Origin of the sequence: Streptomyces sp. UG1, from assembly GCF_049974585.1 — a bacterium.
GTDB lineage: Bacteria > Actinomycetota > Actinomycetes > Streptomycetales > Streptomycetaceae > Streptomyces.
In genome coordinates, this window is the sequence record NZ_JBNGGG010000032.1 from 69,843 (window position 1) to 92,123 (window position 22,281).

Genomic DNA, 22,281 nt, shown 5'->3' on the forward strand with positions numbered 1-22,281 from the left:
TTTCGTTCTCAAGACCTGGAGACCGATGTCTTTGAGCACCACCTCTTCCGCCGACTACGTCGAGGACGTCTCCCCCGGCACCGGGGCCCTGCCGCCCCGTGCCTGGTACGCCCTCTCGGACGCGAAGTCCCTGTCGCTGAACGGCGACTGGCGCTTCAGGCTGTCGGCGACCGCCGACGCCGAGGACGACTCCTTCGCCGCGCAGGGGTACGACGCCGGGGACTGGGCCGAGGTCACGGTCCCCGGCCACTGGGTCCTGCAGGGCGACGGCGCGTTCGGCTCCCCCATCTACACCAACCACCTGTACCCCTTCCCGGTGGACCCGCCGCACGTCCCGACCGAGAACCCGACCGGCGACCACCTGAGGGTCTTCGACCTGCCGCAGGACTGGCCGGCCCTGGACGACGGCGGCGCCGTGCTGCGCTTCGACGGCGTGGAGTCCTGCGCCCGGGTCTGGCTGAACGGCACGGAGCTCGGCGAGTTCAAGGGCTCCCGGCTGCCGCACGAGTTCGCGGTCGGTCAGCTGCTGAAGCCGGCCGGGAACGTGCTCGCCGTCCGGGTGCACCAGTGGTCGGCGGGCTCCTACCTGGAGGACCAGGACCAGTGGTGGCTGCCGGGCATCTTCCGTGACGTCACCCTGCTGCACCGCCCGGCGGGCGCGGCGGGCGACTTCTTCGTGCACGCCTCCTACGACCACACCACGGGCGAGGGCACCCTGCGCGTCGACTCCGACGTCGACGGGCGGGTGTCCGTGCCCGCACTCGACATCGATGTCGCGACCGGGGAGACGGTGACGGTTCCCGTCGAGCCGTGGTCCGCGGAGACGCCCAAGCTGTACGACGGCGAGCTGATCACGCCCGGCGAGCGCGTGCCGCTGCGCATCGGCTTCCGTACGGTCGTCCTGGAGGACGGCCTGGTCAAGGTCAACGGCCGGGCGGTCCTCTTCAAGGGCGTCAACCGGCACGAGTGGCACCCGGAGAAGGGCCGCGCCCTGGACCTGGTGACCATGCGCGAGGACGTGCTGCTGATGAAGCGGCACAACCTCAACGCGGTGCGCACCTCGCACTACCCGCCGCACCCGGCCTTCCTCGACCTGTGCGACGAGTACGGACTGTGGGTCATCGACGAGTGCGACCTGGAGACCCACGGCTTCACCGAGCAGGCCTGGCGCGACAACCCCGTCGACGACGACCGCTGGACCCCGGCCCTGCTCGACCGGGCGGCCCGCATGGTCGAGCGCGACAAGAACCACCCGTCCGTCGTGTTCTGGTCCCTCGGCAACGAGGCGGGCACCGGGCGCGGGCTGACCGCGATGGCCGAGTGGATCCATGGCCGGGACTCCTCGCGCCTGGTGCACTACGAGGGCGACTGGAACTGCCGGGACACGGATGTGTACTCGCGGATGTACGCCTCCCACGAGGAGGTCGAGCACATCGGGCGGGCTCTGGACGGCGGCACGCACAAGAGGCGCCGGCTCCCCTTCATCCAGTGCGAGTACGGCCACGCGATGGGCAACGGACCGGGCGGGATCGCCGACTACCAGCAGATCTTCGAACGGTACGAACGCCTCCAGGGCGGCTTCATCTGGGAGTGGATCGACCACGGCATCAAGCACCCGGAGCTGGGCTACGCCTACGGCGGCGACTTCGGCGAGGAGCTGCACGACGGCAACTTCGTCTGCGACGGGCTGATCTTCCCGGACCGGCGGCCCTCCCCTGGCCTCACCGAGTACAAGAAGGTGATCGAGCCGGTCCGCTTCGAGGGCGACGGCACGGGCGGCACCGTACGGGTGACGAACGCGTACGACTTCGCCGATCTGTCGGGGCTCGCCTTCGAGTGGTCGTACCAGGTGGACGGCGAGACGGTCGCGGCGGGCAGCCTGTCGGTGCCGGCCCTCGCCCCCGGTGAGTCGGCGGACGTGAAGCTGCCGGAGCCGCCGGCCCACGGGTCCGGTGGCGAGAGCCAGTGGACCGTCCGGGCGCTGCTGGCGTCGGACACGGCGTGGGGACCGAAGGACCACGAGGTCGCGTGGGGACAGTTCCCCGTCGCCGCCCGTCCGCTGCCCACGGTGTCCGCGACCGACCGTCCCACCGCGAGCGAGAAGCTGATCCACCTCGGCCCGGCCTCCTTCGACCTGCGCACCGGCGCGCTGAAGACCATCGGCGACGTCGAGGTGACCGCTCCGCGCCTGGATGTGTGGCGGGCGCCGACGGACAACGACGACGGCGCCGAGTGGCAGACGGACACCCGCTACGGGATGCTCTGGCGCAAGTACGGCCTGCACCGCATGCGGCACCGCCTGGACGCCGTCGAACTGAGCGACGACGCGCTGACGGTACGGACCCGGGTGGCGCCCGCCGCCTGGGAGATCGGCCTCGCCACCGTGTACCGCTGGACCTCCGACGGCACCCGGCTGCGGCTCACCGTGTCCGTGACGCCCGAGGGCGACTGGACGGTGCCGCTGCCCCGGCTCGGCGTCCGGTTCGGGCTCGCGCGGGCAGACGCCGTGACGTGGTTCGGCGGCGGCCCCGGTGAGGCGTACCCGGACACCAGGTCGGCGTCGATGCTGGGCCGTTGGCACTCCACCGTGGACGAGCTGCAGACGCCGTACGTCCGCCCGCAGGAGAACGGCGCCCGCGCCGACGTCCGCTGGGCGGAGCTCGGCGGGCTGCGGATCGAGGGCGACCCGGAGTTCTGGTTCAGCGCCCGGCGCTGGACCAACGAGCAGTTGGACGCCGCACAGCACCTGACCGGTCTCACGCCCGGCGGCACGGTCTGGGTCAACCTCGACCACGGCCAGCACGGCATCGGCTCGCAGTCCTGCGGTCCGGGCCCGCTGCCGCAGTACTACCTGAAGGCAGAGCCCACGGAGTTCTCGTTCGTGTTCTCGATCGCCGAGTGACACACAGCCACCACCGGCCGGTCGGCAGCCATGCCGACCGGCCGCACCTTGCGTTCAGAGCAAAGGAGTTGATGCCGCTTGATTGGCAGTATCGAGGTTCGCGGTCTGTCCCGAACCTTCCACACCACCGTCCGCCGCCCCGGCCTGGCGGGCGCACTGCGCTCACTCGTCAACCCGGAACGCGTCGCCAAGCACGCCGTCTGCGACGTCACCTTCTCCGTCGCCCCCGGCGAACTCCTGGCCCTGCTCGGCCCGAACGGCGCCGGCAAGTCCACCACCATCAAGATGCTCACCGGCATCCTCACGCCGACCACCGGCGAGGCCCGGGTCGCGGGCGTGGTGCCGTACGAGGAACGCGAGCGCAACGCCCGCAACATCGGCACCGTCTTCGGGCAGCGCACCCAGCTCTGGTGGGACCTCCCGGTGCGCGAGTCGTTCGCGATCCTGCGCGACATCTACGAGGTGCCCAAGGCCGAACACGCCGCCCGCCTGCAGGAGTTCGACGACCTCCTCGACCTCTCCTCCTTCTGGGACACCCGGGTCCGCCATCTCTCCCTGGGCCAGCGGGTCCGCTCCGACCTGGCCGCCGCCCTGCTGCACGACCCTCCGGTGGTCTTCCTCGACGAGCCGACCATCGGCATGGACGTGGTGGTGAAGGAGCAGGTGCGGGAGTTCCTGCGGCACCAGGTCGAGGAGCGCGGCCGTACCGTCCTGCTCACCACCCACGACATGACGGAGGTCGAGCGGCTCGCCGAGCGCGTGGTTCTGATCAACCACGGGCGGCTGGTGCTGGACGGCACGCTCGACGAGATCCGCCGCAAGTTCGGCTCGACCTGGCAGGTGCGGGTGACGCTGGCCGACCCGCACGCCGAGGCCGGCCCGCTGCCGGGCATCGCGCTGCTGCGCCGCGAGGGGCCGCAGGCCGTCTTCGGCCCGGACGGCCCCGACGCGCCGACCGTGCACCAGGCGCTGAAGCGGCTCGTCGAGCGGTACGAGGTGACGGACCTCGCCCTCGACGAGGCGGACCTGGAGGACGTGATGCGGGCCGCGTACGTCCATGCCGAGTCCGCGGCGGGGGGAGCCTGAGATGGCCGCCTTACCGCACGGCTGGCGCGCCGCGCGCGTCACGCCGCTCGGTGAGCTGCACACGCCGCCCCGGATGACGGCCGTCCTGCTCCGGCTGACGATGCAGGTGGTCCTGGTGGCGTCGCTGTGGCGCGGCCTGTACTCCCACACCGGCACCACCGCCGGGCTGACCCGCGACCAGGCGGTCACGTACGCCGTCCTGGCCGTACTCGCCTCCCGGCTGCGGGAGTTGGACCAGTACGCGGGCCGGGACACGGTGCTGCAGCACATGCACTTCGGCACGATCGTCTACTGGTACCTGCGCCCGCTGCCGCCCCAGCGCTACTACGCGCTGCGCGCCCTGGGCGAGCAGCTCTACGGGCTGGCGTGGGCGCTCGCAGCGTACGCGGTCTGTCTCGCGGTGGGGGTGGTGAGACCGCCCGGGTCGGCGGCCGTGGCGGGGGTGTTCGCGGTGAGCATGCTGCTGGGCCAGTGGGTCCTGTACTACGTCATGCTCCTGCTCGACCAGCTCTGCTTCTTCACCATCCGCAACAACTCCGCGATGCTGATCCTGATCTTCGCGCAGAACCTGCTGTCCGGGGTGTACGCGCCGCTGTGGTTCTTCCCGGACTGGTTCATCACGCTGAGCGGATTCCTGCCCTTCCAGGCGACGTTGAGCGTGCCGTTGTCGATCTACGTCGGCCGTATCGAACTGTCCGACGCGGCCGCCCAGTTGGCCGTTCAGGCGGCCTGGGTGGTGGCGCTGGGGCTGTTCACCCGATGGGTGTGGCGGCGGGCCGCGCGACGCGTGATCTCGCAGGGAGGCTGAGATGGCGTCGAAAGCCATGAAGTCCGTGCGCATCGTGTGGCGCATCTCGCTGCTCAACATCCGGGCCGCGATGGAGTACCGCACCGAGTTCCTGCTGAACATCGCGATCGGCGCGATCTGGCAGATGTCGGTCATCGTGTTCGCGACGGTGCTGCTGGCCCGGTTCACCGGAATGGGCGGCTGGGAGAGCTCGGACGTCCTGCTGATCCCGGCGATCCGGATGCTCGCGCACGGTCTGTTCGTGCTGCTGCTCGGCCGTATGCACTTCATCGGCCGCCAGATCCAGGAGGGACGGATCGACATCTACCTCCTGCGTCCGATGCCGGTGCACCGCCAGGTCCAGCTCGCGTACTTCCCGACCAACGCGATCGGCGACCTGACGGTCGCGGTGGGCCTGATGGTGGGCGCGCTCAGCCGCAGCGGGCTGGACTGGACGGCGGGCCGGGTCGGGTACCTGATCGCCGCGGTCATCGGCGGCATGCTCCTGGAGGCGGCCCTGTTCACGGCCGTGGCCTCAGCGTGCCTGCGCTATCCCGCCGCCGACTACTGGGGCCGCTGGCTGGAGGAACTCCTCGGCACCTTCGGCAACTACCCCCTGAACGTCCTGCCGAAGGCAGTGGGCGGCTTCCTCACCTTCGCCCTCCCGCTGGCGTTCGTCGCCTACTTCCCGGCCGCGGTCCTCACGGGCCACGACACCGCCGTCCCGTACTGGCTGGCGGCGTCCTCGCCGCTGCTGGGGCTGGTGGCGTATGCCGGGGCGCGCGGGCTGTGGCGGTGGGCGCTGGGTCACTACGCGGGCGTGAACGGGTGACGGTGACCCAGCACCGCTGAGGGCCCCAGTCCTCAGTGATCCACGCAGCAAGGCGTGGGATCCGCCACCTCGAACGGCACGAGCGTTCCGCCCACCGCCGGCATGGCGGTCAGGACGAGTTCGCCGTCCTGCCACTGGGGGCGTACGTGGCCCCCGGTCACCAGGCGGTCCTCGGGGGCGGGTCGGCCGGGGGTACCGAGGACCGTCACGCGGTCGATCGCCGAGCGGGACAGGACGTCGGCGATGGTCAGAGTGCCGGTCAGGGACGTCACGCCCGGGTAGATCACCGCCCGGCCGCAGGCGTCCGGTGTCCCGGGTGCCACCTCGTGGCCCCCGGCCGTGAGCCGCTCCTGGGCGGTGCGCAGGAGCGGCTCGGTCGGGAGGGTGAGGGAGACGGCCACCCTGGGACGGTCTCCGCGCACCAGGTGGGTGCAGCCGAACGCGGCCTCGGGGAGGGCGAGTTCGGCCGCCAGCGTGTGGAGCAGGTGGTCGGCCGCGCGGAGGTCTCTCACACCCGCGTCCACCGTCAGGGCGTACGGCGTCACGAGGGCAGGACCCACACCGGGTTGGAGTAGAACCACAGGTCGCGCCACGGGTCGGCGTCGCCGACGACGTCGATCGCGGGGCCCGCGGGGTCGACGGCGGCGCCCATCGGGCCGACGGCGTTGCGGTTGCCGTCGGTGCCGCGGACCCGGACGTAGACGGGGCGGTCGACCCTGCCGAGGTCGTAGGTGAGGCGGACCGTGCCGGTCGACTTGTTCACCTCGTACGACTTGACCACCTTGGCCGTCGGCGCGGTGAAGGTGTCCTTGTCCGCGACCGGGCCGGTCACATCGCCCTGGATGACGTCCACACGGGCGAGCTTCGGCACGAAACCGGCCCAGTTGGCGCCGCCGGCCATCGCCACGTCCACCGTCAGCGTGACGCTCGTGCCCCTGCGGACGTGCAGGGCGCCGCCCAGTGTGGCCCAGCGGTAGCCGCCCCTCACCCGGACGTCGAGGCCGCTCAGGAGCTGTCCGTGGTCGACCCAGATGCGGCCGGCGCGGATGCCGTCCATCACGGCGGCGTAGGAGAAGCCGTCGGCGCCGACGTGGGTACGGCTGTACTGGCCGGGCCAGTAGTCGCCCTCGGTGAGGTCGATCTTGCCGCCGTAGACCGGATCCTCGTACTTGCCGTTGGCCTCGTAGTCGCTGTTCGGGCCGCGGACCGCCGTGTCGGTGTAGACGTTGTGGGAGTCGGAGTTGGCGGTGATCCACCAGGGCCTGCCCTCGGCGAGGAGGCTGTCCCACAGGCCCCCTACGGTGGCGGTCATCCAGTCGAAGCCGCCCCAGGTGCGGTAGCTCTCCAGGGGGTAGCCGGGGAAGGAGTTGGCGCCCGGGCTGCCGTCGTACAGGCCGCGGGCCCGGCCCATGCCGAGGTCCGCCGGGATCCCGGCGGCCTGGTGGCCGGGGGCGCCCTCCATGCCGACGGCGATGCGGCGGCTCCCGGTGGCGTCGCGCCAGGCGCGGATCTCGTGCGGCGAGTCGATGCCCTTGCGCGCCGGGTGGTTGGCGAGCATGAGGACGTCCTTGACCTTGCGGCGCCTGACCTGGTCGGCGAGGAAGGTCAGGCCCGCGACGGCGAGCGCCTCGTTGGCGGGCGTGGAGTCCCCGGCGTCCTTGACCCTGCCGTCGTAGTCGGTCTCGAACTGCTGGAGGACGGCGACCTCGTTGCGGCCGGGGTGCACGAAGACGGTGCCGTGCTCGGCGGCGGGGATGTTCCACTCCAGGCCCTGGAAGACGAGGGTGTCCCGGTGGGCGGCGCGGGCCTGCCTGATGTCCGGGTTGACCTTCTCCACGCCGATCTTCGCGTGGGTCTCGTTGCCGTGGTCGGTGATGACCAGCCAGTCCATGCCGTGCCGGGCACCCTGGCGGACCTGGTCGGAGACGCGGTACTTGCCGTCGTTGCTGTACTGGGTGTGGATGTGGTGGTCACCGGCCAGCCACAGGAAGCCGTGGGTCCTGCGGCCGCCGGAGGCGGGGGCTTCGGCGGCGGAGGCGGACGGAGAGGCGGCGGCCGCGGTCGGGGCGACGATGCTCGCGGCGGTCAGGCCGGCGCCCAGCAGGCCCGCCCGGCGCAGCAGGGTGCGGCGCGACTGCTGCTCGGGGGTCAGCGCCTCGTCGGGCACGGCGGGGTCGAAGGCGGCGGGCAGGGTGGCCGCCGCCTCGTCGTGCGCGTGATCGTGGTCGTGCCCGTGGTGGTGGTGATGGCCGTGCGCGTGCCCGTGCCCCATGAACGCCTCCTGCGATGCCATTGTGTGGAGGATCAAGGCGAAACATGAACATTGAACGAGCGGCGTGTGGCCGTCGGGCGCCACGGACGCTACAGAACTCCCCGTCTTTCACTGTTTCCTCAACGGCCCTTGTACGTCACCCTGGTTGACATCGAACCTGAGCAACACTCACCTTCTTGGTCACCCACCTTCGCCACCCACCGGAGACTCCCCCACCATGAGAAGACTCATCGGCACGCTCGCGGCGGCCGCGCTGGCCGTCACCGGCCTCACCGCCACCGCGGCCACGCCCGCGACGGCCGCCACCTCCGGGTCCTTCAACGTCCTGACGTACAACATCGCGGGCCTCCCGCTAGGCCTCGGCGACAGCGATCCCGAGACGAACACGCCGCTCATCGGACAGCGCCTCGCCCCGTACGACATCGTCAACGTCCAGGAGGACTTCAACTACCACGCTGCGCTGTACGCCAACGACAACCACCCCTACCGCACGGCGACGAGCGGCGGCGCGCTCTTCGGCGACGGCCTCAACACCCTCTCGGACCATCCCTTCGAGGACTTCCAGCGGGTGAAGTGGAAGGACTGCACCGGCACCAACTGCCTGACCCCGAAGGGCTTCACCCTCGCCCGGGTGCGCCTCGCCGAGGGCGTGTTCGTGGACCTCTACAACGTCCACACCAACGCCGACTCCGACGACGCCGCGCTCGCCGCCCGCCGCGCCAACGTCAAGCAGCTCTCGGACTTCATCCAGGCCAATTCGGCCGGCAACGCGGTGATCGTCATGGGCGACACCAACACGCGCTACACCCGCACCGGCGACAACATCCGCACCCTCGTCGGCGAGAACGGCCTGACCGACGCCTGGGTGGAGCTGGTCAAGGGTGGCACGCCCCCGGCGGCGGGCAGCGACGCGCTGGTGTGCGACGGGGCGGCCCCGACCAACGACTGCGAGGTCGTGGACAAGGTCCTCTACCGCGGCAGCGACCTGCTGACCCTCGACGCCACCCGCTACAGCAACGACTGGGCGAAGTTCCTGCGCGAGGACGGCAAGCACCTCTCGGACCACTTCCCGCACGCGGTCGACTTCTCCTACACCCTCAACCCGTCCCTCAGGGCGAGCGACTTCTTCGGCGGCCCGCACGGCACGGCCTTCAACGACGCCGACGACCTGCCGGCCACGCCCGCGCCGCGCACCCTGACCCTGCGCGGCGCCTCCCGCCTGGACGCGCTGTCCCTGACCCACGACGGCGGCACCACCCTCACCCACGGCGGCACGGGCGGCACGGCGGCGTCCCTGACCCTGGCCTCCGGCGAGCACCTGACCGCCGTGAAGCTGACGCAGGGCAAGAAGGACGGCCGTACCAGGATCTTCTCGGCGTCCTTCACCACGGACCGGGGCCGCACGCTGGCCTCCGGCACGGCGACGTCGGACGCCAGGACCTTCACGGCGCCGTCGGGCTGGCAGATCGTCGGATTCACGGGGCGGTCCGGCGACGAGATCGACAAGCTGGGCGTGCTGTACGCGCCGATCCGCTGATCATTGGTCACAGTGCCCGGGCAAGGAGCCGTTCCAGTGCCACGGTGACGTGGGCCGGGCACTGGTCCATCACCCAGTGGCCCGCGTCGTCGAACATCGTCAACTCGGCGTGTGCAATACGCTCGGCGAGTTCGACGGCGATCGCGGGCCTGAGGTAGACGTCCCTGCGGCCCCACACGATCGCGGTGGGGCACCGGATGTCGCCGAGCCGCCGACGCAGCTCGGGGCGGACCGTGACGCGGTAGTCGCCGAAGAAGTGGACCAGCCAGCGGCGGCCCTCGGGCGTGTCCATCCAGTCGACATGGCTGTCCAGCAGCTCTTCGTCGAGGTGGCCGCCGCGTACCAGCCCCCCGAGCGAACGGCGGTGCAGGCCGGCGAGCGGGAGCCGTGCCGTCAGTGCCCGCAGCCCGGGGGTGCGCCCGCCCAGGGTGAGCAGGCCGAAGGCGGCGTACCAGCGGGGCACGAAGGAGGACTGGGCGCGGCTGTTGAGGATGGCCAGCCGGCGTACCCGCTCTGGGTGGGCCTGGGTGAGGCCGAGCGCGAGGAAACCGCCGTAGTCGTGCCCGAACAGGTTCACGGCGTCGATGCCGAGGGCGTCGAGCAGCCGGCCGACGCGGGCGACCTCGGTGTTGTAGTCGAACCGCAGGTGCAGCGGTCGTTCGGACTCTCCCCAGCCGAGGAGGTCCGGCGCGATCACCCGGTACCGGCGCGCCAGTGCCGGGATCTGGTGGCGCCAGCAGCGGTGGTCGGCCGGGTAGCCGTGCAGGAGCAGCACCGGCTCGCCGTCGGCGGGCCCCGATTCCCAGCACGCCACGCGGGCCCCGTCCACCACGACCGACCGGGCCCGGATCGTCTCCGCGCCGGGGCCGTTTGTGCTCATCGTCTCTCCCACCTGTTCGTCTCGCCGGCCTGCCCGGTAGAGCGGATGAGCGGAGCGCGGCGGGGAACGCCCGTGCTCCGCACGCGATGACGTACCCACCCGAGGGACACCCGCGAACCGTCCGCGCGTCCGACTCACCGAAAGGGGCACCCCGTTCACTCGCTGCGCAACACCTGTGCGATCGTCAGCCGCCCCGCCCTGCGCGCCGGTACGAACGCCCCCAGCACCGCGATCACCAGTCCCGCGAGGGCGAGTCCGGCCAGGGCCGGGGCCCGCCACACGTCCGTCATGTACGGCGGCAGGGAGATGTCCACGGCGCCCGCCATGCGGGGGATCACCAGCTCGTAGCCCGCCACGCCCAGCGGGATGCCGAGCAGCGAACCGATCGCGCCGAGCACGGCCATCGACGTCACCGTCATCGCCGTGACCTGCCGCGGCGTCATACCGATCGACTTGAGCATGCCCAGGTCCCGCCTGCGGTCGCGGGTGTTGAGGACGACCGTGTTGAAGACGCCGAGGGCGGCGACCAGGGCGAGCATCAGGGTGAGGGCAAAGGCTGAGCCGACGATGGTCTTCGTGATGGTGTTGGCGCCCCGCACATCCGGTGTGGTCCCGGCGTCGGCGGCGCGGGCGGCTCGGGCGTAGGCGGCCGGGTCGGTGCCGGCGCGGAGCGCGACGTGGTAGGCGATGGGCTTCTCGTCCGGCGCCAGCGCCGTCAGGGTCGGCCAGTCGGCGGCCACGACCCGGGCGTTGCTCTCCATGAACTCCCCCACCACCAGCACCCGTTCGGACCGCCCGCCCTTCTCCAGGCGCACCCGGTCGCCGACCTGTACGCCGTTCTGCCGCAGGAAGGCCGAACCGGCGACGATCTCGCCGCTCGCCCGCATCCACCGGCCGTCGGTGAGCACATTGCCCAGAGCGGGCCGGTCGCCGCGGCGGGCTTCGAGGATCACCGGATGCGCGGAGCCCGCCAGGCGTACGTCGACGGAAGCCCGGGCGGTGATCGCGCTCGCGCCCGGCAAACCGCCCAGCAGCGACTGGAGTTCGGGGTCGTCGTGCTCCGGCTGGATCTCCTTGCCGTTCTTGAAGTTCGAGGCGTACACGGTCACCTGATAGGCGTCGCGGCCGGCGTTGCCGAACCGGTTCATGGTCGTCGCGAGGCCGGTCGCGAACGTCACCGTGGTCACGCCGAGGACCACGGCGGCCAGCGTCAGCGCGCTGCGGCCGGGCCGGGCGAACGGCAGGCCCATGCCGAGGCTCACCGAGCGCGGCAGCCTGCTGCCGGCCAGCTTGCGCTGGATGCCCAGGGCGCGGCCGGCGCGTGGGGCGCTGCCCGCGCTGATCGCCCGGGCGGCCGGCATCCGGTGGGCGCGCAGTGCGGGGGCGAGCGCGGCGAGGAGGCAGACCGCGGGCATGCCGAGCAGGGTGAGGGCGTTCACCCAGGCGGCGACGGAGACACTGTCGTGCAGCACCCCGGCGTCGGGTCCCATGAACACGAACTCGAAGAAGGGGCGCGCGATCAGGTTGCCGACGGCCGTGCCGAGCACGCACCCGGCCACCGCCGGCACGGAGATCATCGTGAGGTGGACGGCGACCACCTGCCCCGGCGTGAAGCCGATCGCCTTGAGCACGCCGATGTGCCGGAACCCGGAGATCACGGCCCCGCTGACCACGTTGGCGATGATGAGCACCGCGACCGCGATGCCCAGGATGCCGAAGGCCATCAGATACGGGGTGTAGGCCCGGGCCGAGCTGCTCACCTGGTGCTTGAGGGTGAGGTACGACCGGGAGGCGGTGAGCGCGTCCGCGGGGAGCGCGTCGGTCACCGTGCCGAGCTGTGCGCGCAGCCGGTCGTCCGAGGACGCGTCCGGGAAGCGGAACAGCATCTGGGTGGCCGTCGGCCGCAGGGCGTCGATCTGCTCGGGCGCGACCCAGGCGTCCGCGGTGCGGCTCAGGTCGAAGGCGAACCCGACGACGGTGAGGTCCGGTCCGCCCGAGGGCATCGGGAGCCGCTTGCCGAGGTCGTCCGCCGTCCAGTCGGACTGCCGGTTCAGCACGACCTCGCCGGGCCGGGTCGCCCAGCGGCCGGCCCACAGGTCGAGCCGGTCGACGGGGCCGCCGGGGTCGGCGCGGCCGACGACGGTGATCTCGGCGCCGAGGCCGAAGTGCAGGGTGTTGTCCGCGAGTTCGACCGTGGCCTGCGCGTAGGGACCGGCGGCGGCCTCGACGCCGGGCCGCCGGGCCGCCTCGGCCAACCGCTCCTCGGAGACCTTCGCCGGGTCGAACACGGCGACCACATGCGGTCCGCGCTGCTTGCCGAAGGCCTTGTCGAAGGGTGCGGAGGCCGCGTCGAGCAGGCCGAGGGCCACCACCATGGCCACGGTCGAGGTCAGGGTGACCAGCGCGATGACGAGGGTCTGGAGCCTGCGCCGCCGTACTGCCGCGCGGGCGGCGCGCCATACGGCCCTCATGCGGACGGCTCCAGGGTGTGCTCGCCGGTGACCCGGCCGTCGGCGAACTCGACGAGGCGGCCGGCGCAGCGCCGGGCGAGATGCTCGTCGTGGGTGACCAGGATCAGGGTCTGGCCGATCTGGTTGAGGTCGAGCAGCAGGTCCATCACCTGCTCCCCGGAGCGGCTGTCCAGGGCGCCGGTCGGCTCGTCGGCCAGCAGCAGGGCGGGGCGGTTCATCAACGCCCTGGCCACGGCGACGCGTTGGCGCTCGCCGCCGCTGAGCACGGCCGGGTAGGCGCCCCGCCGGTCGGCGATGCCGAGCTCGTCGAAGAGCTCCAGGGCGCGGCGGCGGGCCTGCCGGGCCGGGGTGCCCGTCAACTGCGCGGCCAGCGCCACGTTGTCGAGGGCCGACAGGTCGTCGACCAGGTTGAAGAACTGGAAGATCATGCCGATCCGGCGCCGCCGGTACAGGGCGAGCCCCTTCTCGCTCAGCTCCCCCACGTTCTCCCCGTGCACGACGACCGTGCCGTCCGTCGGCCGGTCGAGGCCGGCGATCATGTTGAGGAGCGTGGACTTCCCGCACCCCGACGGCCCCATCACCGCGACCGCCTCCCCGGCCCGGATCTCCAGCGACACACCGGCCAACGCGGTGGTCTCGCCGTACTCCTTGCGCACGCCGTCGAGTCGTACGACGGCCTGTGTCCTGCTGTCCTCACCGCTCATGGACAGGACGCTACGAGGCGGGCCCGGGCCCGGACATCCCTCTCCCGATGGCTCCTGGCCGGGCGCCTCATCCTGTGGATGCAGGGCCTGCATCTCCCGGCCGATGCGCTCGCGCTGACCGTCTGCCAGGGTGAACCCCATGGGGGACTGGGATGCGGGCTGGGTCACGGCGGCGGTGGCGGGTGCGGCCGTACTGGTGCTGGCCGTCGCTCTGCTGCGGACGCGGCGCCGCTGGCGGGATGCCGTCGGGGAGCGCGGCTGGCTGCTGGAGCGGGAGCGGGAGAGCGCGGCCCGGGCGGCGGTGACGGCCGAACGCGACCGGATCGCCCGCGAGTTGCACGACATCGTCAGCCACACCGTCAGCCTCATGGTCGTCCAGGCCGGCGCCGCCCGCGAGGCGATGGTCACGATGCCGGACGAGGCCTCGACGGCCCTGCGGGCGGTGGAGGACGCCGGGCGGGGCGCGATGACGGACCTGCGGCATCTGCTGGGACTGCTGGCCCCGTCGGCGAGCGGCGAGGACGAAGGCACGGACGGCACACGGGACGAGCCCGCCGCCGACCTCACCCCTCAGCCCGGCCTGGACCGGCTCGGCCAACTGGTCGACCGCGTCTCCTTCGCGGGCCTGCCGGTCGAGGTCCGTGTCTCCGGAGAGCCCCGCCCACTTCCGCAGGGCATCGACGTGACGGCGTACCGCATCGTCCAGGAGGCGCTCACCAACGCGCTCCGGCACGGCGACGGGGGCAAGGCCGAGGTCACCGTGCGGTACGCGGACCACGCGCTGCGGGTGGAGGTGCTGAACACCGGCCCGAGCGTGCTGACCGGCACGGCACCGAAGCGGCCGCGGCTGCGGGAGGGCACCGGGCGCGGCCTGCTGGGGCTGCGGGAGCGGGTCGCGGTGTACGGCGGTGATCTGGACGCCCGACGGCGGCTCGGCGGCGGCTACCGCGTGCGGGCCCGCATCCCCCTGGACCGCCCGTGACCGAACCTGCTCCCCGCGTCCTGATCGTCGACGACCAGACGCTGATCCGCACCGGGTTCCGGCTGATCCTGACCGTCCGCGGCATCGAGGTGGTCGGCGAGGCGGCGGACGGCGTGGAGGCGGTGTCGATGGCGCGCGAACTCGCCCCGGACGTGGTGCTGATGGACATCCGCATGCCGAACATGGACGGCCTGGACGCCACCCGGCGCATCCTCCGACAGGCCCCGGACTGCCGGGTGCTGATGCTGACGACCTTCGACCTGGACCGCTACGTCTACACCGCCCTGTCGATCGGGGCGAGCGGCTTCCTCCTCAAGGACGTCACGCCCGAGCACCTGGCGGCGGCCGTACGCCTGGTCGGCACCGGCGACGCCCTGCTGGCCCCCGCCATCACCCGCCGCCTGGTGGAACGCTTCGCGAAGGACCCAGCCGCCCATCCGCCCACCGTCCCCGCCGACCTGGCGAGCCTGACACCCCGCGAACTGGAGGTCCTGACCCTCCTGGGCCGGGGCCTGTCCAACACGGAACTGGCCGCCCGGCTCACCCTGAGCGAGGCCACGGTGAAGTCCCACGTGGCCCGCATCTTCGCCAAGCTGTCCCTGCGGGACCGGGCCCAGGCGGTCGTGCTGGCGTATGAGACGGGGTTGGTGCGGGCGGGCGACGGCGCCGGGCACTAGCATCTCGCCTGGACACCCTAGGTTTTCTGTGGTCGGAGAACGCAGGAGGACACACGCCCATGGCCCGCGCAGGACTCACCGCCGACCGCCTCGCCGCGGCGGCGGCCGAGCTGGCCGACGAGGTCGGATTCGACCAGGTCAGCCTGTCCGCGCTGGCCCGGCGGTTCGGGGTGAAGGACGCGAGCCTGTACTCGCACGTCAGGAATCTGCAGGACCTGCGGACGCGGGTCGCGCTGCTGGCCGGCGGCGAGATGATCGACCGGATCGCCGCGGCGGTGGCGGGACGCGCCGGCAAGGACGCGCTCGTGGCGTTCGCGGACGCGTATCGCGCCTACGCGCTCGAGCACCCGGGGCGTTACGCGGCGACCCAGATCCGCATCGACCAGAGCCTCGTCGCCGACTCCCCCGCCATGCGCCGCACCGCCGAGATCACCTACGGCATGCTGCGCGCCTACGGCCTCGCCGAACCCGACCTCACCGACGCCGTCCGCCTGCTGCGCAGCACCTTCCACGGCTTCTGCTCCCTGGAGTCCACCGGCGCGTTCGGCGACCCCCGCGACGTACGCGAGTCGTGGGAGCGCACTGTCGACGCCCTGCACGTGGCGCTCGCGAACTGGCCGCGCAAGGAGCACGACCGGCGCCCACCCCAGTTGTCACCCTGACCACTTAGACTGGAAACTTCGCGGAGGTCACACGCCGCCACCACGGGGGAGGGAGCGTCTTGTCCCAACAGCAGCTCGGACGCGGCCCTTTGAGGTCCCGTCGCCCCGGCCCCACGCCGCCCGCTCCCGACGGGGAACGCTCGGACAACTCGCCTCCGGCGCGCTTCGTCGGCTGGCTCGGCGGGCTCGGGGCAGCGGCCGCCGGGTACGGCGTGTTCCAGTTTCTGTTCAGCGTGCTGCCCGACTCCATCGACGGTGCGGCCGCCCGGTATCTGATCTCCGGCGTCAGCGGACTCGGCACCTTCGTCGCGGCCTGGCTGGCGGCGGGCCTGCTGCGGGCGCGGGCGGCGGCCGCTCCCGCCGCGGCCCCCGTCGTGGGGCCGGCCGCGATGGCTCCGGGGGCGCCCGGACCGCTGCCGCGGGTCTTCGCCGCCGCCTACGACACCCTCGTCGAGCAGGTGTCGGTCGTGCCGGACCCCGAGCGCGGCCGGCTCACCGGCTGGCCGCACTCCCTCGGCGAGGACACTCCGTCGCGGCCCACGCCCGTCGGCACCGCGTACGGCCTGCACATCATGCTCGACCTCGGCGTGCCCGAGGGACGGCTGAGCACCGGCGACCTGGTGGACACGCTGTGGCGGCTGCGGCTGCCCGAGGGCGGCTGGTCGGCGCGCTCGCAGGGGTCCGAGCCGCGTCCGGAGGTCACCGCGCTGGTGCTGGGCGCGCTGGCCCGGGCGGGCGCCTCCGCGGAGCTGCTGGCGGCGGAGGTGGACCGCTGCGCCAACGGGTTCACCCGCCGACTCGACCGCACCGGGCACGAGTCGACCCATGTCGTGACGACCGTGCTGCGCGGGCTGCTGCGCGCCGCGCCCCGCTCCGACATCCTGCCCGTGCTGCGCGAGGCCCTCGCGGACGGCGCGATCAGCGACCCCCGCCGCGACCATCTGCGCGCCTGGGGCTACCGCCTCCAGCCCCCGTACGGCAGCCCGTCCCCGCTGCACACCGCCCAGGCCGTCGTCGCCCTCGACCGGGCCGCCCGGGCGCTGGGCGAGGAGGGCGACGCGCGCGCCGCCCGCGCCCGTGCCGCCCGCGAGGACGGCATCCGCTGGCTGCTGTCCTGCCCGGACGCCCCGCACGACACCTGCCCGGACCTGGCCAACCTCCACGAGGAGGTACGCCGCCCCCGCACGGACGACCCGACCCGCCACGAGGTGCTGAACGTACGGCACTTCACCGCCTCCTGGCTGGCCCGCGCCCTGCTCTCGCCGGGCGCCCTGGAGATCGCCCGCGCCGAGGGGCTTCAGGACGAGCTGCGGGTGCGGCTGGAGGGGGCGATGGCCGCGGTGTGGGCGGGGCAGACGGACGGCATCTGGCGGTGGGGCCCGGGTGAGAGCACCGAGGAGCGGCGGCCGATGTGGATGACCTATCAAGGTCTTTCGGCGCTGCGCGCGCATGCCGTATGGATGTACCAGCCGGGTGGCTGAAGTCGCTGTTGAAGAGCGGGAGTCGGAGGACGGGTGCATGGGTGGTCGGCAGGTCCTGGCGGCGCAGCGGCTGCTGTCCGGGGCGCTGGGCGATGACCCGCCCGGGCACGAGCTGGTCACCGCGGCACGCTCCGTAGTCACCGAACTCGGCTCCCCCGAGCGGCTGCTGGAGCTGATCGCCGAACTCGCCTCCGGCGAGGGCGATCCGGAGAGCTGCGCCCCACTGTCGTACCGTCATGTGCTCGGCTTCGACAAGCTGTTGCTGATCGACGGCGGCCCGCGCCAGATGCTGCGAGCGCATGTGTGGCACCCCGGCGCCGGGGCGATCGGCAAGGAGGACATCCACAACCACCGTTCTCCGCTGGCCTCCTGTGTCGTGCGGGGCCGACTGGCGATGGAGCTATATGAGGTCGACGACAGTGCAGGCGGGGTCGCGGCGGCGCGGTACGAGGAGTCGCTGGCGGAGAGTTCGGCCGACTGGGTGCTCACGCCGGCCGGTCCGGCGCGGCTGCGGCTGACGCATGTGGGCCAGTACGCGGCGGGCAGCTCCTATGCCCTGCCCGCGCACACCCTGCACCGGGCGTGGTGCGACACGGACGCGCCGACGGTGACGCTGTTCCTGGAGACGGGCGCCGAACGGCGCAGCCACACCGATGTGTTCACGGCGGCGGGCCCGCATCCGGGCGCGGTGGCGAAGGTGCCGCTGACGACGGCGGAGTATCTGGCGGCGCTGCGAGGACTGGCGGAGCAGCTCCGCACATAGGTCACTCAGGTCGGCTCAGGTCACTCAGGCGAAGGCCTGCCGGACGATGTCGAGGTTGTACGCGTCGATGTCGACGCTCGTCAGGTCGGCGCGGGCGAGCCAGGCGGAGTCCTGGTCGGGCTCGGGCAGGGTGATCGCCCCGGTCAAGGGCCTGACCAGGAAGTTCTCCTGCCAGTTCTTGATCTCGTGCCCCTGGTAGTCGCTGACGAAGGACGACTCGCCGATCCGGCTGACGATCTCGCCGAGCAGCCCGGTCTCTTCCTTCAGCTCGCGCAGGGCGCCGTCCTCGGGACTCTCACCGGGCTCCAGCTTCCCGCAGGGAACACCCCAGACCCGGGGCAGGAACCGCTCCTTCTCGCTGCGGCGCACCAGGAGCACCCGCTGCTGGTCGTCCATCACGACGGCGGCCGCCAGTCGCCTGTCGCCGGGGATGTCCATGGTCATGGTTCCTCGGTCCCTCGCCGGTGATGAGTCCAAAGTGTCTGATACCCGGGAAAGCTTCAAGCCTAACAGGGCCTACGCCTCGTCGCTGTGAGTCAGGTCGCTTCGCCGGCTGAGCGCGTCCACATCGCCGTACGAGGGCACGACCCCACCCGGCGTCCGCCCCTCCCGGATCTCCCCCATGGCCTCCACCGCCGCGCCCAGCGCCCGCCGGTAGAGCAGCGAGCCGAGGCTGATGCGGCGGACGCCGAGGCCGGCGAGTTGGGGGACGGTGGGGCCGGCCGGGGTGTAGAGGATGTTGAGGGGGACGTCGAGGTGTCTCACCAGGTCGGCGATCTGCCGTGGTTCGGTGACTCCCGGCACGAACACCCCGTCCGCGCCCGCCTGTTGATAGACATCGAGGCGGTCCTTCGTGTCCGCCTCCCCGCCGCCCAGCCAGTACGTGTCGGTGCGGGCGTTGACGAAGAGGACCGGGGCGGCGGCCTTGACGGCGGCGATCTTCGCGGCGTGCGGCGCGGGCGGGCCGAGACGGTCCTCCAGGTTGATGCCGACGGCTCCCACGGCGGCCAGCTCCCGGGCGAACTCCCCCACCTCGTCGGGGTCGTCGCTGTAGCCGTCCTCCGCGTCGACGGTCAGCAGGTACGGTCCCGAGCCGAGGGCGAAGGCCAGGCGGAGGGTCTCGTCGCGGGTGGCCGACGCCCCGTCGGGCAGGCCGACGGCCGCCGCGACCCCGAGGCTGGTCGTGCCGATCGCGGGGAACCCCTGCGCGGCGAGCGCCCGCGCCGAGGCGTGGTCCCAGGCGTTGGGGAGGAGCAGGGGTTCGTCGCCGTGATGGAGTTCGGCGAACGGGTGCTTGTGGGCGGATTCCGTCATGTCAGGCACGCTAGGCCCACGTCAGTTCGGTGGCCACCGAAGTGCATGACTTCCGCAAGACCCGTCAGCCCCGTACGCCGACACCCTCCCCGTCCACCAACCGCACCCGGACCTCACGCCCGTCGCTCCAGCGGACGCGCAGCCCGTCCTCGCCGTCCACGTGCACGGACACCAGCTCCTCCAGCGGCGCGGGGTCCGGCTCGGCCGTGAGGCGGGCGAGGGCGACGAAGAGGGTGGGTCCGTCGCCGGTGACACCGGAGAGGTCGCGGCTCAGACCGGTGACGGGCCGCAGCTCGGCGCGTACACCGTCCCCGCAGGCCCACCCGGTGACCCGCACCGGCGTCCCCGGCTCCGCCCCCGCCACCAGATGGGCCCGCACCTCCACGGCCCCCTGCGCGAGCACCACGTTGGTCACCCGGACCGACTCACCGACCGAGTGCCGGGATGCCACCCAGCCCTCCCCGGCCCCCAGCGGCACGATGTCCGTACGGCTCGGGTCGCCGCCGACGAGCACGCTGTTGTCGTACGACGGTGCGGGCCGGGTGGCCGTCGAGTAGGCGAGGCGCGTGTAGTACGGGTCGTAGCGGACGTCCTCGCTGCCGTGGTTGTGGAGCCGCACGACGCCGTCCGAACTCGTGGACTGCAGCAGCCAGTTGGGGGCGGCGATCGGCGTGATCGCGTCCGCGCGCTCGGCCGGGCCCGGTTCCTCCGTCGCCGTCCAGACCTCGTGCTCCGCCGGCAGGAGCAGGGCGAGGAAGCCCTTGCTCGCCCAGTACGGGGAGGCCGGACCCGAATAGCCTTGCAGGACCGTCTCGTCGGGGCCGTGCCAGCCGAGGGTGAGCAGGCCGTTCGTGTCCACCGCGCCCCGCTGGAGGAAGTACCTCAGCGCACCGGAGGCCAGCCGCCGGGTCTCGCCCGGCGACAGCGGCGTACGGCCGGTGAGCGCGCCCAGCCACAGCGGAGCCGTCGTCGCGAACCGGTACGTCAGGGAGCGGCCCTGGTGCATCGGCGCGCCGTCGCCGCCGAACAGGCGGGCGTAGTCGTCGAGATGGCGCGAGAGCCGTCCCCCGTACAGCTCCAGCAGCCTCTCGTCCCGGGCCAGCCACGCGTGCAGCACCGGATACAGGTGCATCGCCCAGCCGTTGTAGTAGTCGTACTTCCGGCCGTCGCCGTCCGTGTACCAGCCGTCGCCGACGTACCAGTCCTCGATCCGCTCCAGGCCCCGGTCGATCGCCTTGCCGGACTCCTCGGTCTCGTACCCGATCTCCTTCAGGAAGCCGCCCACCGTCACCGGGAACAACTCCCAGTTGCAGGGCCAGGCTTCGGCGGTGAGCCCGTCTCCGAGCCAGGCCGCCGCCCGCTGTCGTACGTCGTCGTCCAGCCGGTCCCACAGCAGCGGCCGGGTCAGCCGCAGCGCGAGCGCGATCGACGCCGCCTCGACCAGCGGCTGGCTGCGGTCCTCGATCCGGGGCCAGACTCCTGACGTGCCGGCCGCGAGCCCGTCGGCGTACCGCTCCAACGCGGTCTCGTCCCGGCGGAAGGCCGCGAGCAGCAGCGTCCGGGCGTACCCCTCCAGGCCGTCGGAGAGACGGCCCGACCAGCTCTCCCGGTCGCCGGGGAAGTGGTAGAGGGCGCGGTCCTCGGTGGCGTACGGCTCCACCGCGGCCAGCAGGGCGTCGGCGGCCGCCTCCCAGTGGGCGCGGGTGTAGCCGGTGTACGGGCTGAGGGTGCGGTCGTCGGGCGGCAGGTGCATGGTTCTCATTCCGGCTCGAGAAAGATCGGACCTGGGGCGCCCCGGTTCCGGTCGAGACGCCCCAGGGGTTCATCCCACCCGCACCTGGCCCTGGGGCACCAGATGCCGGGCGACGAGTTCGTCGCGGACGAGGCTCGCGTACACCGTGGCGCCGTGCACCGAGGTGTGGGTGTTGTCCCGTTTCTCGTTGTAGAGGTACAGCGCCTTGGACGCCTCCACGCCCAGGGACTCCACCAGCGCCTTGGTCTTCGCCGTCAGGTCGATCAGGGGGACCTCCCGGTCGGCGGCGACCGAGCGGATGACCGCGGGGTGGTTCACGCCCAGGCCGTTGACCAGCAGGGCCGTGCCATTGTTCAGCGTGCCGTCGGAGTTGAACCAGCGGCGCACGATCGGGGTGACGAGGACCGGCTCGCCGCCCTTGGCGCGCACGCCGTCCACCAGTGTCTCCAGATTCGCGCGGTACGTCGCCCCGTCGGTCGTCTTGTCGTTGTGGGCGAGCTGGATCAGGACCAGGTCGCCGGGGCGGATGCGGGGCTCGACGGTGGCCCACAGGCGGGGGTCGGCGAGATAGCTGACCGTGCTCTCGCCGGAGTCGGCGTGGTTGGCGACGGACAGGCCCTTGCGCAGGTACTGCGGCAGTTGCTGGCCCCAGCCGGAGTACGGGTCGCCGGGCTGGTCGCAGAGTGTGGAGTCGCCGACGAGGAGGATCTGGCGGGCACGGCGGGCGGGAGTGACCTTGATGTCGGCCAGTGCGGGGGCCGCGCCGCCGAGCAGCAGGTCGAGGCCGGGGGTGCCCTCGGGGCCCGTCGGCTCACCCTCGGGGGTGCGCACGTCGACGGTGAAGCTGCGCGCCACCCGCTGCCCCGCCGGTGCGGATGTCTCGGGGAGCAGGGTGCGACGCGTCTCCCCGACGATGCTCGTGCTCGACTCCGCCTCGCCGCCGAGGAGGACCTTCACGTCGTAGGTACCGGGCGGGACGTCGAAGTGGCAGGCGGTGGCGGTGCAGTGGGCGTCGGCGCGGGCCTGGGCCGGTGTCGCGGTCAACGCGGTTCCCAGGGTGGCCGCCACCAGTACGGCGGTGCTGAAACGTCTCATACGCGACTCCTCGCTCGGACGGACCCGGCGTGCGCCTGGACCGTACCCGTTTCGACAAGCGCTTTCTAGACCGTGCACCCAGA

At 72.3% G+C, this 22,281-nt stretch carries 19 protein-coding genes; 10 read left to right on the top strand and 9 right to left on the bottom strand.

Annotated elements, in window-relative coordinates; all coding sequences use genetic code 11:
- Window positions 1–25: 25 nt before the first annotated feature.
- From ACP4J3_RS32005 to ACP4J3_RS32020, 4 genes are all read left to right on the top strand, one after another.
- A complete protein-coding gene (locus ACP4J3_RS32005) occupies window positions 26–2,902 on the top strand; it encodes a glycoside hydrolase family 2 TIM barrel-domain containing protein (RefSeq protein WP_426539614.1) in 2,877 nt (958 codons plus the stop codon).
- A gap of 78 nt (window positions 2,903–2,980) precedes the next feature.
- On the top strand, window positions 2,981–3,988 hold the full coding sequence (locus ACP4J3_RS32010) for an ABC transporter ATP-binding protein (protein ID WP_426539616.1): 1,008 nt from the start codon (window positions 2,981–2,983) through the stop codon (window positions 3,986–3,988).
- Window position 3,989: 1 nt separating this feature from the next.
- Window positions 3,990–4,796 (top strand): ABC-2 family transporter protein, encoded by an 807-nt coding sequence (locus ACP4J3_RS32015; protein WP_426539617.1) that lies wholly within the window; start codon window positions 3,990–3,992, stop codon window positions 4,794–4,796.
- Between the two features lie 16 nt (window positions 4,797–4,812).
- Window positions 4,813–5,607 carry an ABC transporter permease gene (locus ACP4J3_RS32020; RefSeq protein ID WP_426539700.1) on the top strand — a complete coding sequence of 265 codons (795 nt, stop codon included), beginning with the start codon at window positions 4,813–4,815 and terminating at the stop codon, window positions 5,605–5,607.
- A gap of 32 nt (window positions 5,608–5,639) precedes the next feature.
- On the opposite strand, the gene ACP4J3_RS32025 is transcribed toward ACP4J3_RS32020, so the two are convergent.
- Complete coding sequence (locus tag ACP4J3_RS32025; RefSeq protein WP_426539619.1) at window positions 5,640–6,152, bottom strand: hypothetical protein; 513 nt, start codon at window positions 6,150–6,152, stop codon at window positions 5,640–5,642.
- Window positions 6,149–7,879, bottom strand: coding sequence for a PHP domain-containing protein (locus tag ACP4J3_RS32030; protein WP_426539701.1), 1,731 nt, complete (start codon window positions 7,877–7,879; stop codon window positions 6,149–6,151). The genes ACP4J3_RS32025 and ACP4J3_RS32030 overlap by 4 nt, the downstream gene beginning before the upstream one ends.
- A gap of 217 nt (window positions 7,880–8,096) precedes the next feature.
- On the opposite strand from ACP4J3_RS32030, the gene ACP4J3_RS32035 reads away from it, so the two are divergent.
- The gene (locus ACP4J3_RS32035) at window positions 8,097–9,416 is read left to right on the top strand and encodes a jacalin-like lectin (RefSeq protein WP_426539620.1); all 1,320 of its coding nucleotides are present in this window, start codon (window positions 8,097–8,099) and stop codon (window positions 9,414–9,416) included.
- Window positions 9,417–9,423: 7 nt separating this feature from the next.
- On the opposite strand, the gene ACP4J3_RS32040 is transcribed toward ACP4J3_RS32035, so the two are convergent.
- The 3 genes from ACP4J3_RS32040 to ACP4J3_RS32050 all read right to left on the bottom strand — a co-directional run bounded on the left by ACP4J3_RS32040 (window position 9,424) and on the right by ACP4J3_RS32050 (window position 13,471).
- Window positions 9,424–10,296 carry an alpha/beta fold hydrolase gene (locus tag ACP4J3_RS32040; RefSeq protein WP_426539621.1) on the bottom strand — a complete coding sequence of 291 codons (873 nt, stop codon included), beginning with the start codon at window positions 10,294–10,296 and terminating at the stop codon, window positions 9,424–9,426.
- Between the two features lie 155 nt (window positions 10,297–10,451).
- The gene (locus tag ACP4J3_RS32045) at window positions 10,452–12,767 is read right to left on the bottom strand and encodes an ABC transporter permease (protein WP_426539623.1); all 2,316 of its coding nucleotides are present in this window, start codon (window positions 12,765–12,767) and stop codon (window positions 10,452–10,454) included.
- Window positions 12,764–13,471, bottom strand: coding sequence for an ABC transporter ATP-binding protein (locus ACP4J3_RS32050; RefSeq protein WP_426539625.1), 708 nt, complete (start codon window positions 13,469–13,471; stop codon window positions 12,764–12,766). Before ACP4J3_RS32050 ends, ACP4J3_RS32045 begins: the two co-directional genes overlap by 4 nt.
- A 139-nt stretch (window positions 13,472–13,610) precedes the next feature.
- On the opposite strand from ACP4J3_RS32050, the gene ACP4J3_RS32055 reads away from it, so the two are divergent.
- The 5 genes from ACP4J3_RS32055 to ACP4J3_RS32075 are packed head-to-tail and all read left to right on the top strand — an operon-like array spanning window position 13,611 to window position 18,036.
- Window positions 13,611–14,453 (top strand): sensor histidine kinase, encoded by an 843-nt coding sequence (locus tag ACP4J3_RS32055; RefSeq protein ID WP_426539626.1) that lies wholly within the window; start codon window positions 13,611–13,613, stop codon window positions 14,451–14,453.
- On the top strand, window positions 14,450–15,130 hold the full coding sequence (locus ACP4J3_RS32060) for a response regulator (protein WP_426539627.1): 681 nt from the start codon (window positions 14,450–14,452) through the stop codon (window positions 15,128–15,130). Before ACP4J3_RS32055 ends, ACP4J3_RS32060 begins: the two co-directional genes overlap by 4 nt.
- Window positions 15,131–15,189: 59 nt before the next feature.
- Window positions 15,190–15,792 (top strand): TetR-like C-terminal domain-containing protein, encoded by a 603-nt coding sequence (locus ACP4J3_RS32065; protein ID WP_426539628.1) that lies wholly within the window; start codon window positions 15,190–15,192, stop codon window positions 15,790–15,792.
- A gap of 59 nt (window positions 15,793–15,851) precedes the next feature.
- On the top strand, window positions 15,852–17,273 hold the full coding sequence (locus tag ACP4J3_RS32070) for a hypothetical protein (protein WP_426539629.1): 1,422 nt from the start codon (window positions 15,852–15,854) through the stop codon (window positions 17,271–17,273).
- Between the two features lie 37 nt (window positions 17,274–17,310).
- Entirely contained in the window at window positions 17,311–18,036 is a 726-nt protein-coding gene (locus tag ACP4J3_RS32075) for a hypothetical protein (RefSeq protein ID WP_426539630.1), read from the top strand.
- A 24-nt stretch (window positions 18,037–18,060) separates the two neighbouring features.
- Here ACP4J3_RS32075 and ACP4J3_RS32080 read toward each other — a convergent pair whose 3' ends face one another.
- From ACP4J3_RS32080 to ACP4J3_RS32095, 4 genes are all read right to left on the bottom strand, one after another.
- Window positions 18,061–18,480, bottom strand: coding sequence for an NUDIX hydrolase (locus ACP4J3_RS32080; protein WP_426539632.1), 420 nt, complete (start codon window positions 18,478–18,480; stop codon window positions 18,061–18,063).
- 72 nt (window positions 18,481–18,552) lie between these two features.
- Window positions 18,553–19,350 (bottom strand): isocitrate lyase/PEP mutase family protein, encoded by a 798-nt coding sequence (locus ACP4J3_RS32085; protein WP_426539634.1) that lies wholly within the window; start codon window positions 19,348–19,350, stop codon window positions 18,553–18,555.
- Window positions 19,351–19,414: 64 nt separating this feature from the next.
- Window positions 19,415–21,103: a DUF2264 domain-containing protein gene (locus tag ACP4J3_RS32090; protein ID WP_426539635.1), complete on the bottom strand. Its 1,689-nt coding sequence runs from the start codon at window positions 21,101–21,103 to the stop codon at window positions 19,415–19,417.
- 69 nt (window positions 21,104–21,172) lie between these two features.
- Window positions 21,173–22,198, bottom strand: a complete 1,026-nt coding sequence (locus ACP4J3_RS32095; RefSeq protein WP_426539636.1) for a rhamnogalacturonan acetylesterase — start codon at window positions 22,196–22,198, stop codon at window positions 21,173–21,175.
- Window positions 22,199–22,281: the final 83 nt, after the last annotated feature.

Excerpts from the sequence above, each read along its gene's own strand:
- ACP4J3_RS32050 (WP_426539625.1), bottom strand. The coding sequence starts at position 13,471 with ATGAGCGGTGAGGACAGCAGGACACAGGCCGTCGTACGACTCGACGGC.
- ACP4J3_RS32005 (WP_426539614.1), top strand. The coding sequence starts at position 26 with ATGTCTTTGAGCACCACCTCTTCCGCCGACTACGTCGAGGACGTCTCC.
- ACP4J3_RS32065 (WP_426539628.1), top strand. The coding sequence starts at position 15,190 with ATGGCCCGCGCAGGACTCACCGCCGACCGCCTCGCCGCGGCGGCGGCC.
- ACP4J3_RS32090 (WP_426539635.1), bottom strand. The coding sequence starts at position 21,103 with ATGCACCTGCCGCCCGACGACCGCACCCTCAGCCCGTACACCGGCTAC.
- ACP4J3_RS32080 (WP_426539632.1), bottom strand. The coding sequence starts at position 18,480 with ATGACCATGGACATCCCCGGCGACAGGCGACTGGCGGCCGCCGTCGTG.
- ACP4J3_RS32045 (WP_426539623.1), bottom strand. The coding sequence starts at position 12,767 with ATGAGGGCCGTATGGCGCGCCGCCCGCGCGGCAGTACGGCGGCGCAGG.
- ACP4J3_RS32095 (WP_426539636.1), bottom strand. The coding sequence starts at position 22,198 with ATGAGACGTTTCAGCACCGCCGTACTGGTGGCGGCCACCCTGGGAACC.
- ACP4J3_RS32040 (WP_426539621.1), bottom strand. The coding sequence starts at position 10,296 with ATGAGCACAAACGGCCCCGGCGCGGAGACGATCCGGGCCCGGTCGGTC.
- ACP4J3_RS32030 (WP_426539701.1), bottom strand. The coding sequence starts at position 7,879 with ATGGGGCACGGGCACGCGCACGGCCATCACCACCACCACGGGCACGAC.
- ACP4J3_RS32085 (WP_426539634.1), bottom strand. The coding sequence starts at position 19,350 with ATGACGGAATCCGCCCACAAGCACCCGTTCGCCGAACTCCATCACGGC.
- ACP4J3_RS32075 (WP_426539630.1), top strand. The coding sequence starts at position 17,311 with ATGGGTGGTCGGCAGGTCCTGGCGGCGCAGCGGCTGCTGTCCGGGGCG.
- ACP4J3_RS32020 (WP_426539700.1), top strand. The coding sequence starts at position 4,813 with ATGAAGTCCGTGCGCATCGTGTGGCGCATCTCGCTGCTCAACATCCGG.
- ACP4J3_RS32035 (WP_426539620.1), top strand. The coding sequence starts at position 8,097 with ATGAGAAGACTCATCGGCACGCTCGCGGCGGCCGCGCTGGCCGTCACC.
- ACP4J3_RS32015 (WP_426539617.1), top strand. The coding sequence starts at position 3,990 with ATGGCCGCCTTACCGCACGGCTGGCGCGCCGCGCGCGTCACGCCGCTC.
- ACP4J3_RS32055 (WP_426539626.1), top strand. The coding sequence starts at position 13,611 with ATGGGGGACTGGGATGCGGGCTGGGTCACGGCGGCGGTGGCGGGTGCG.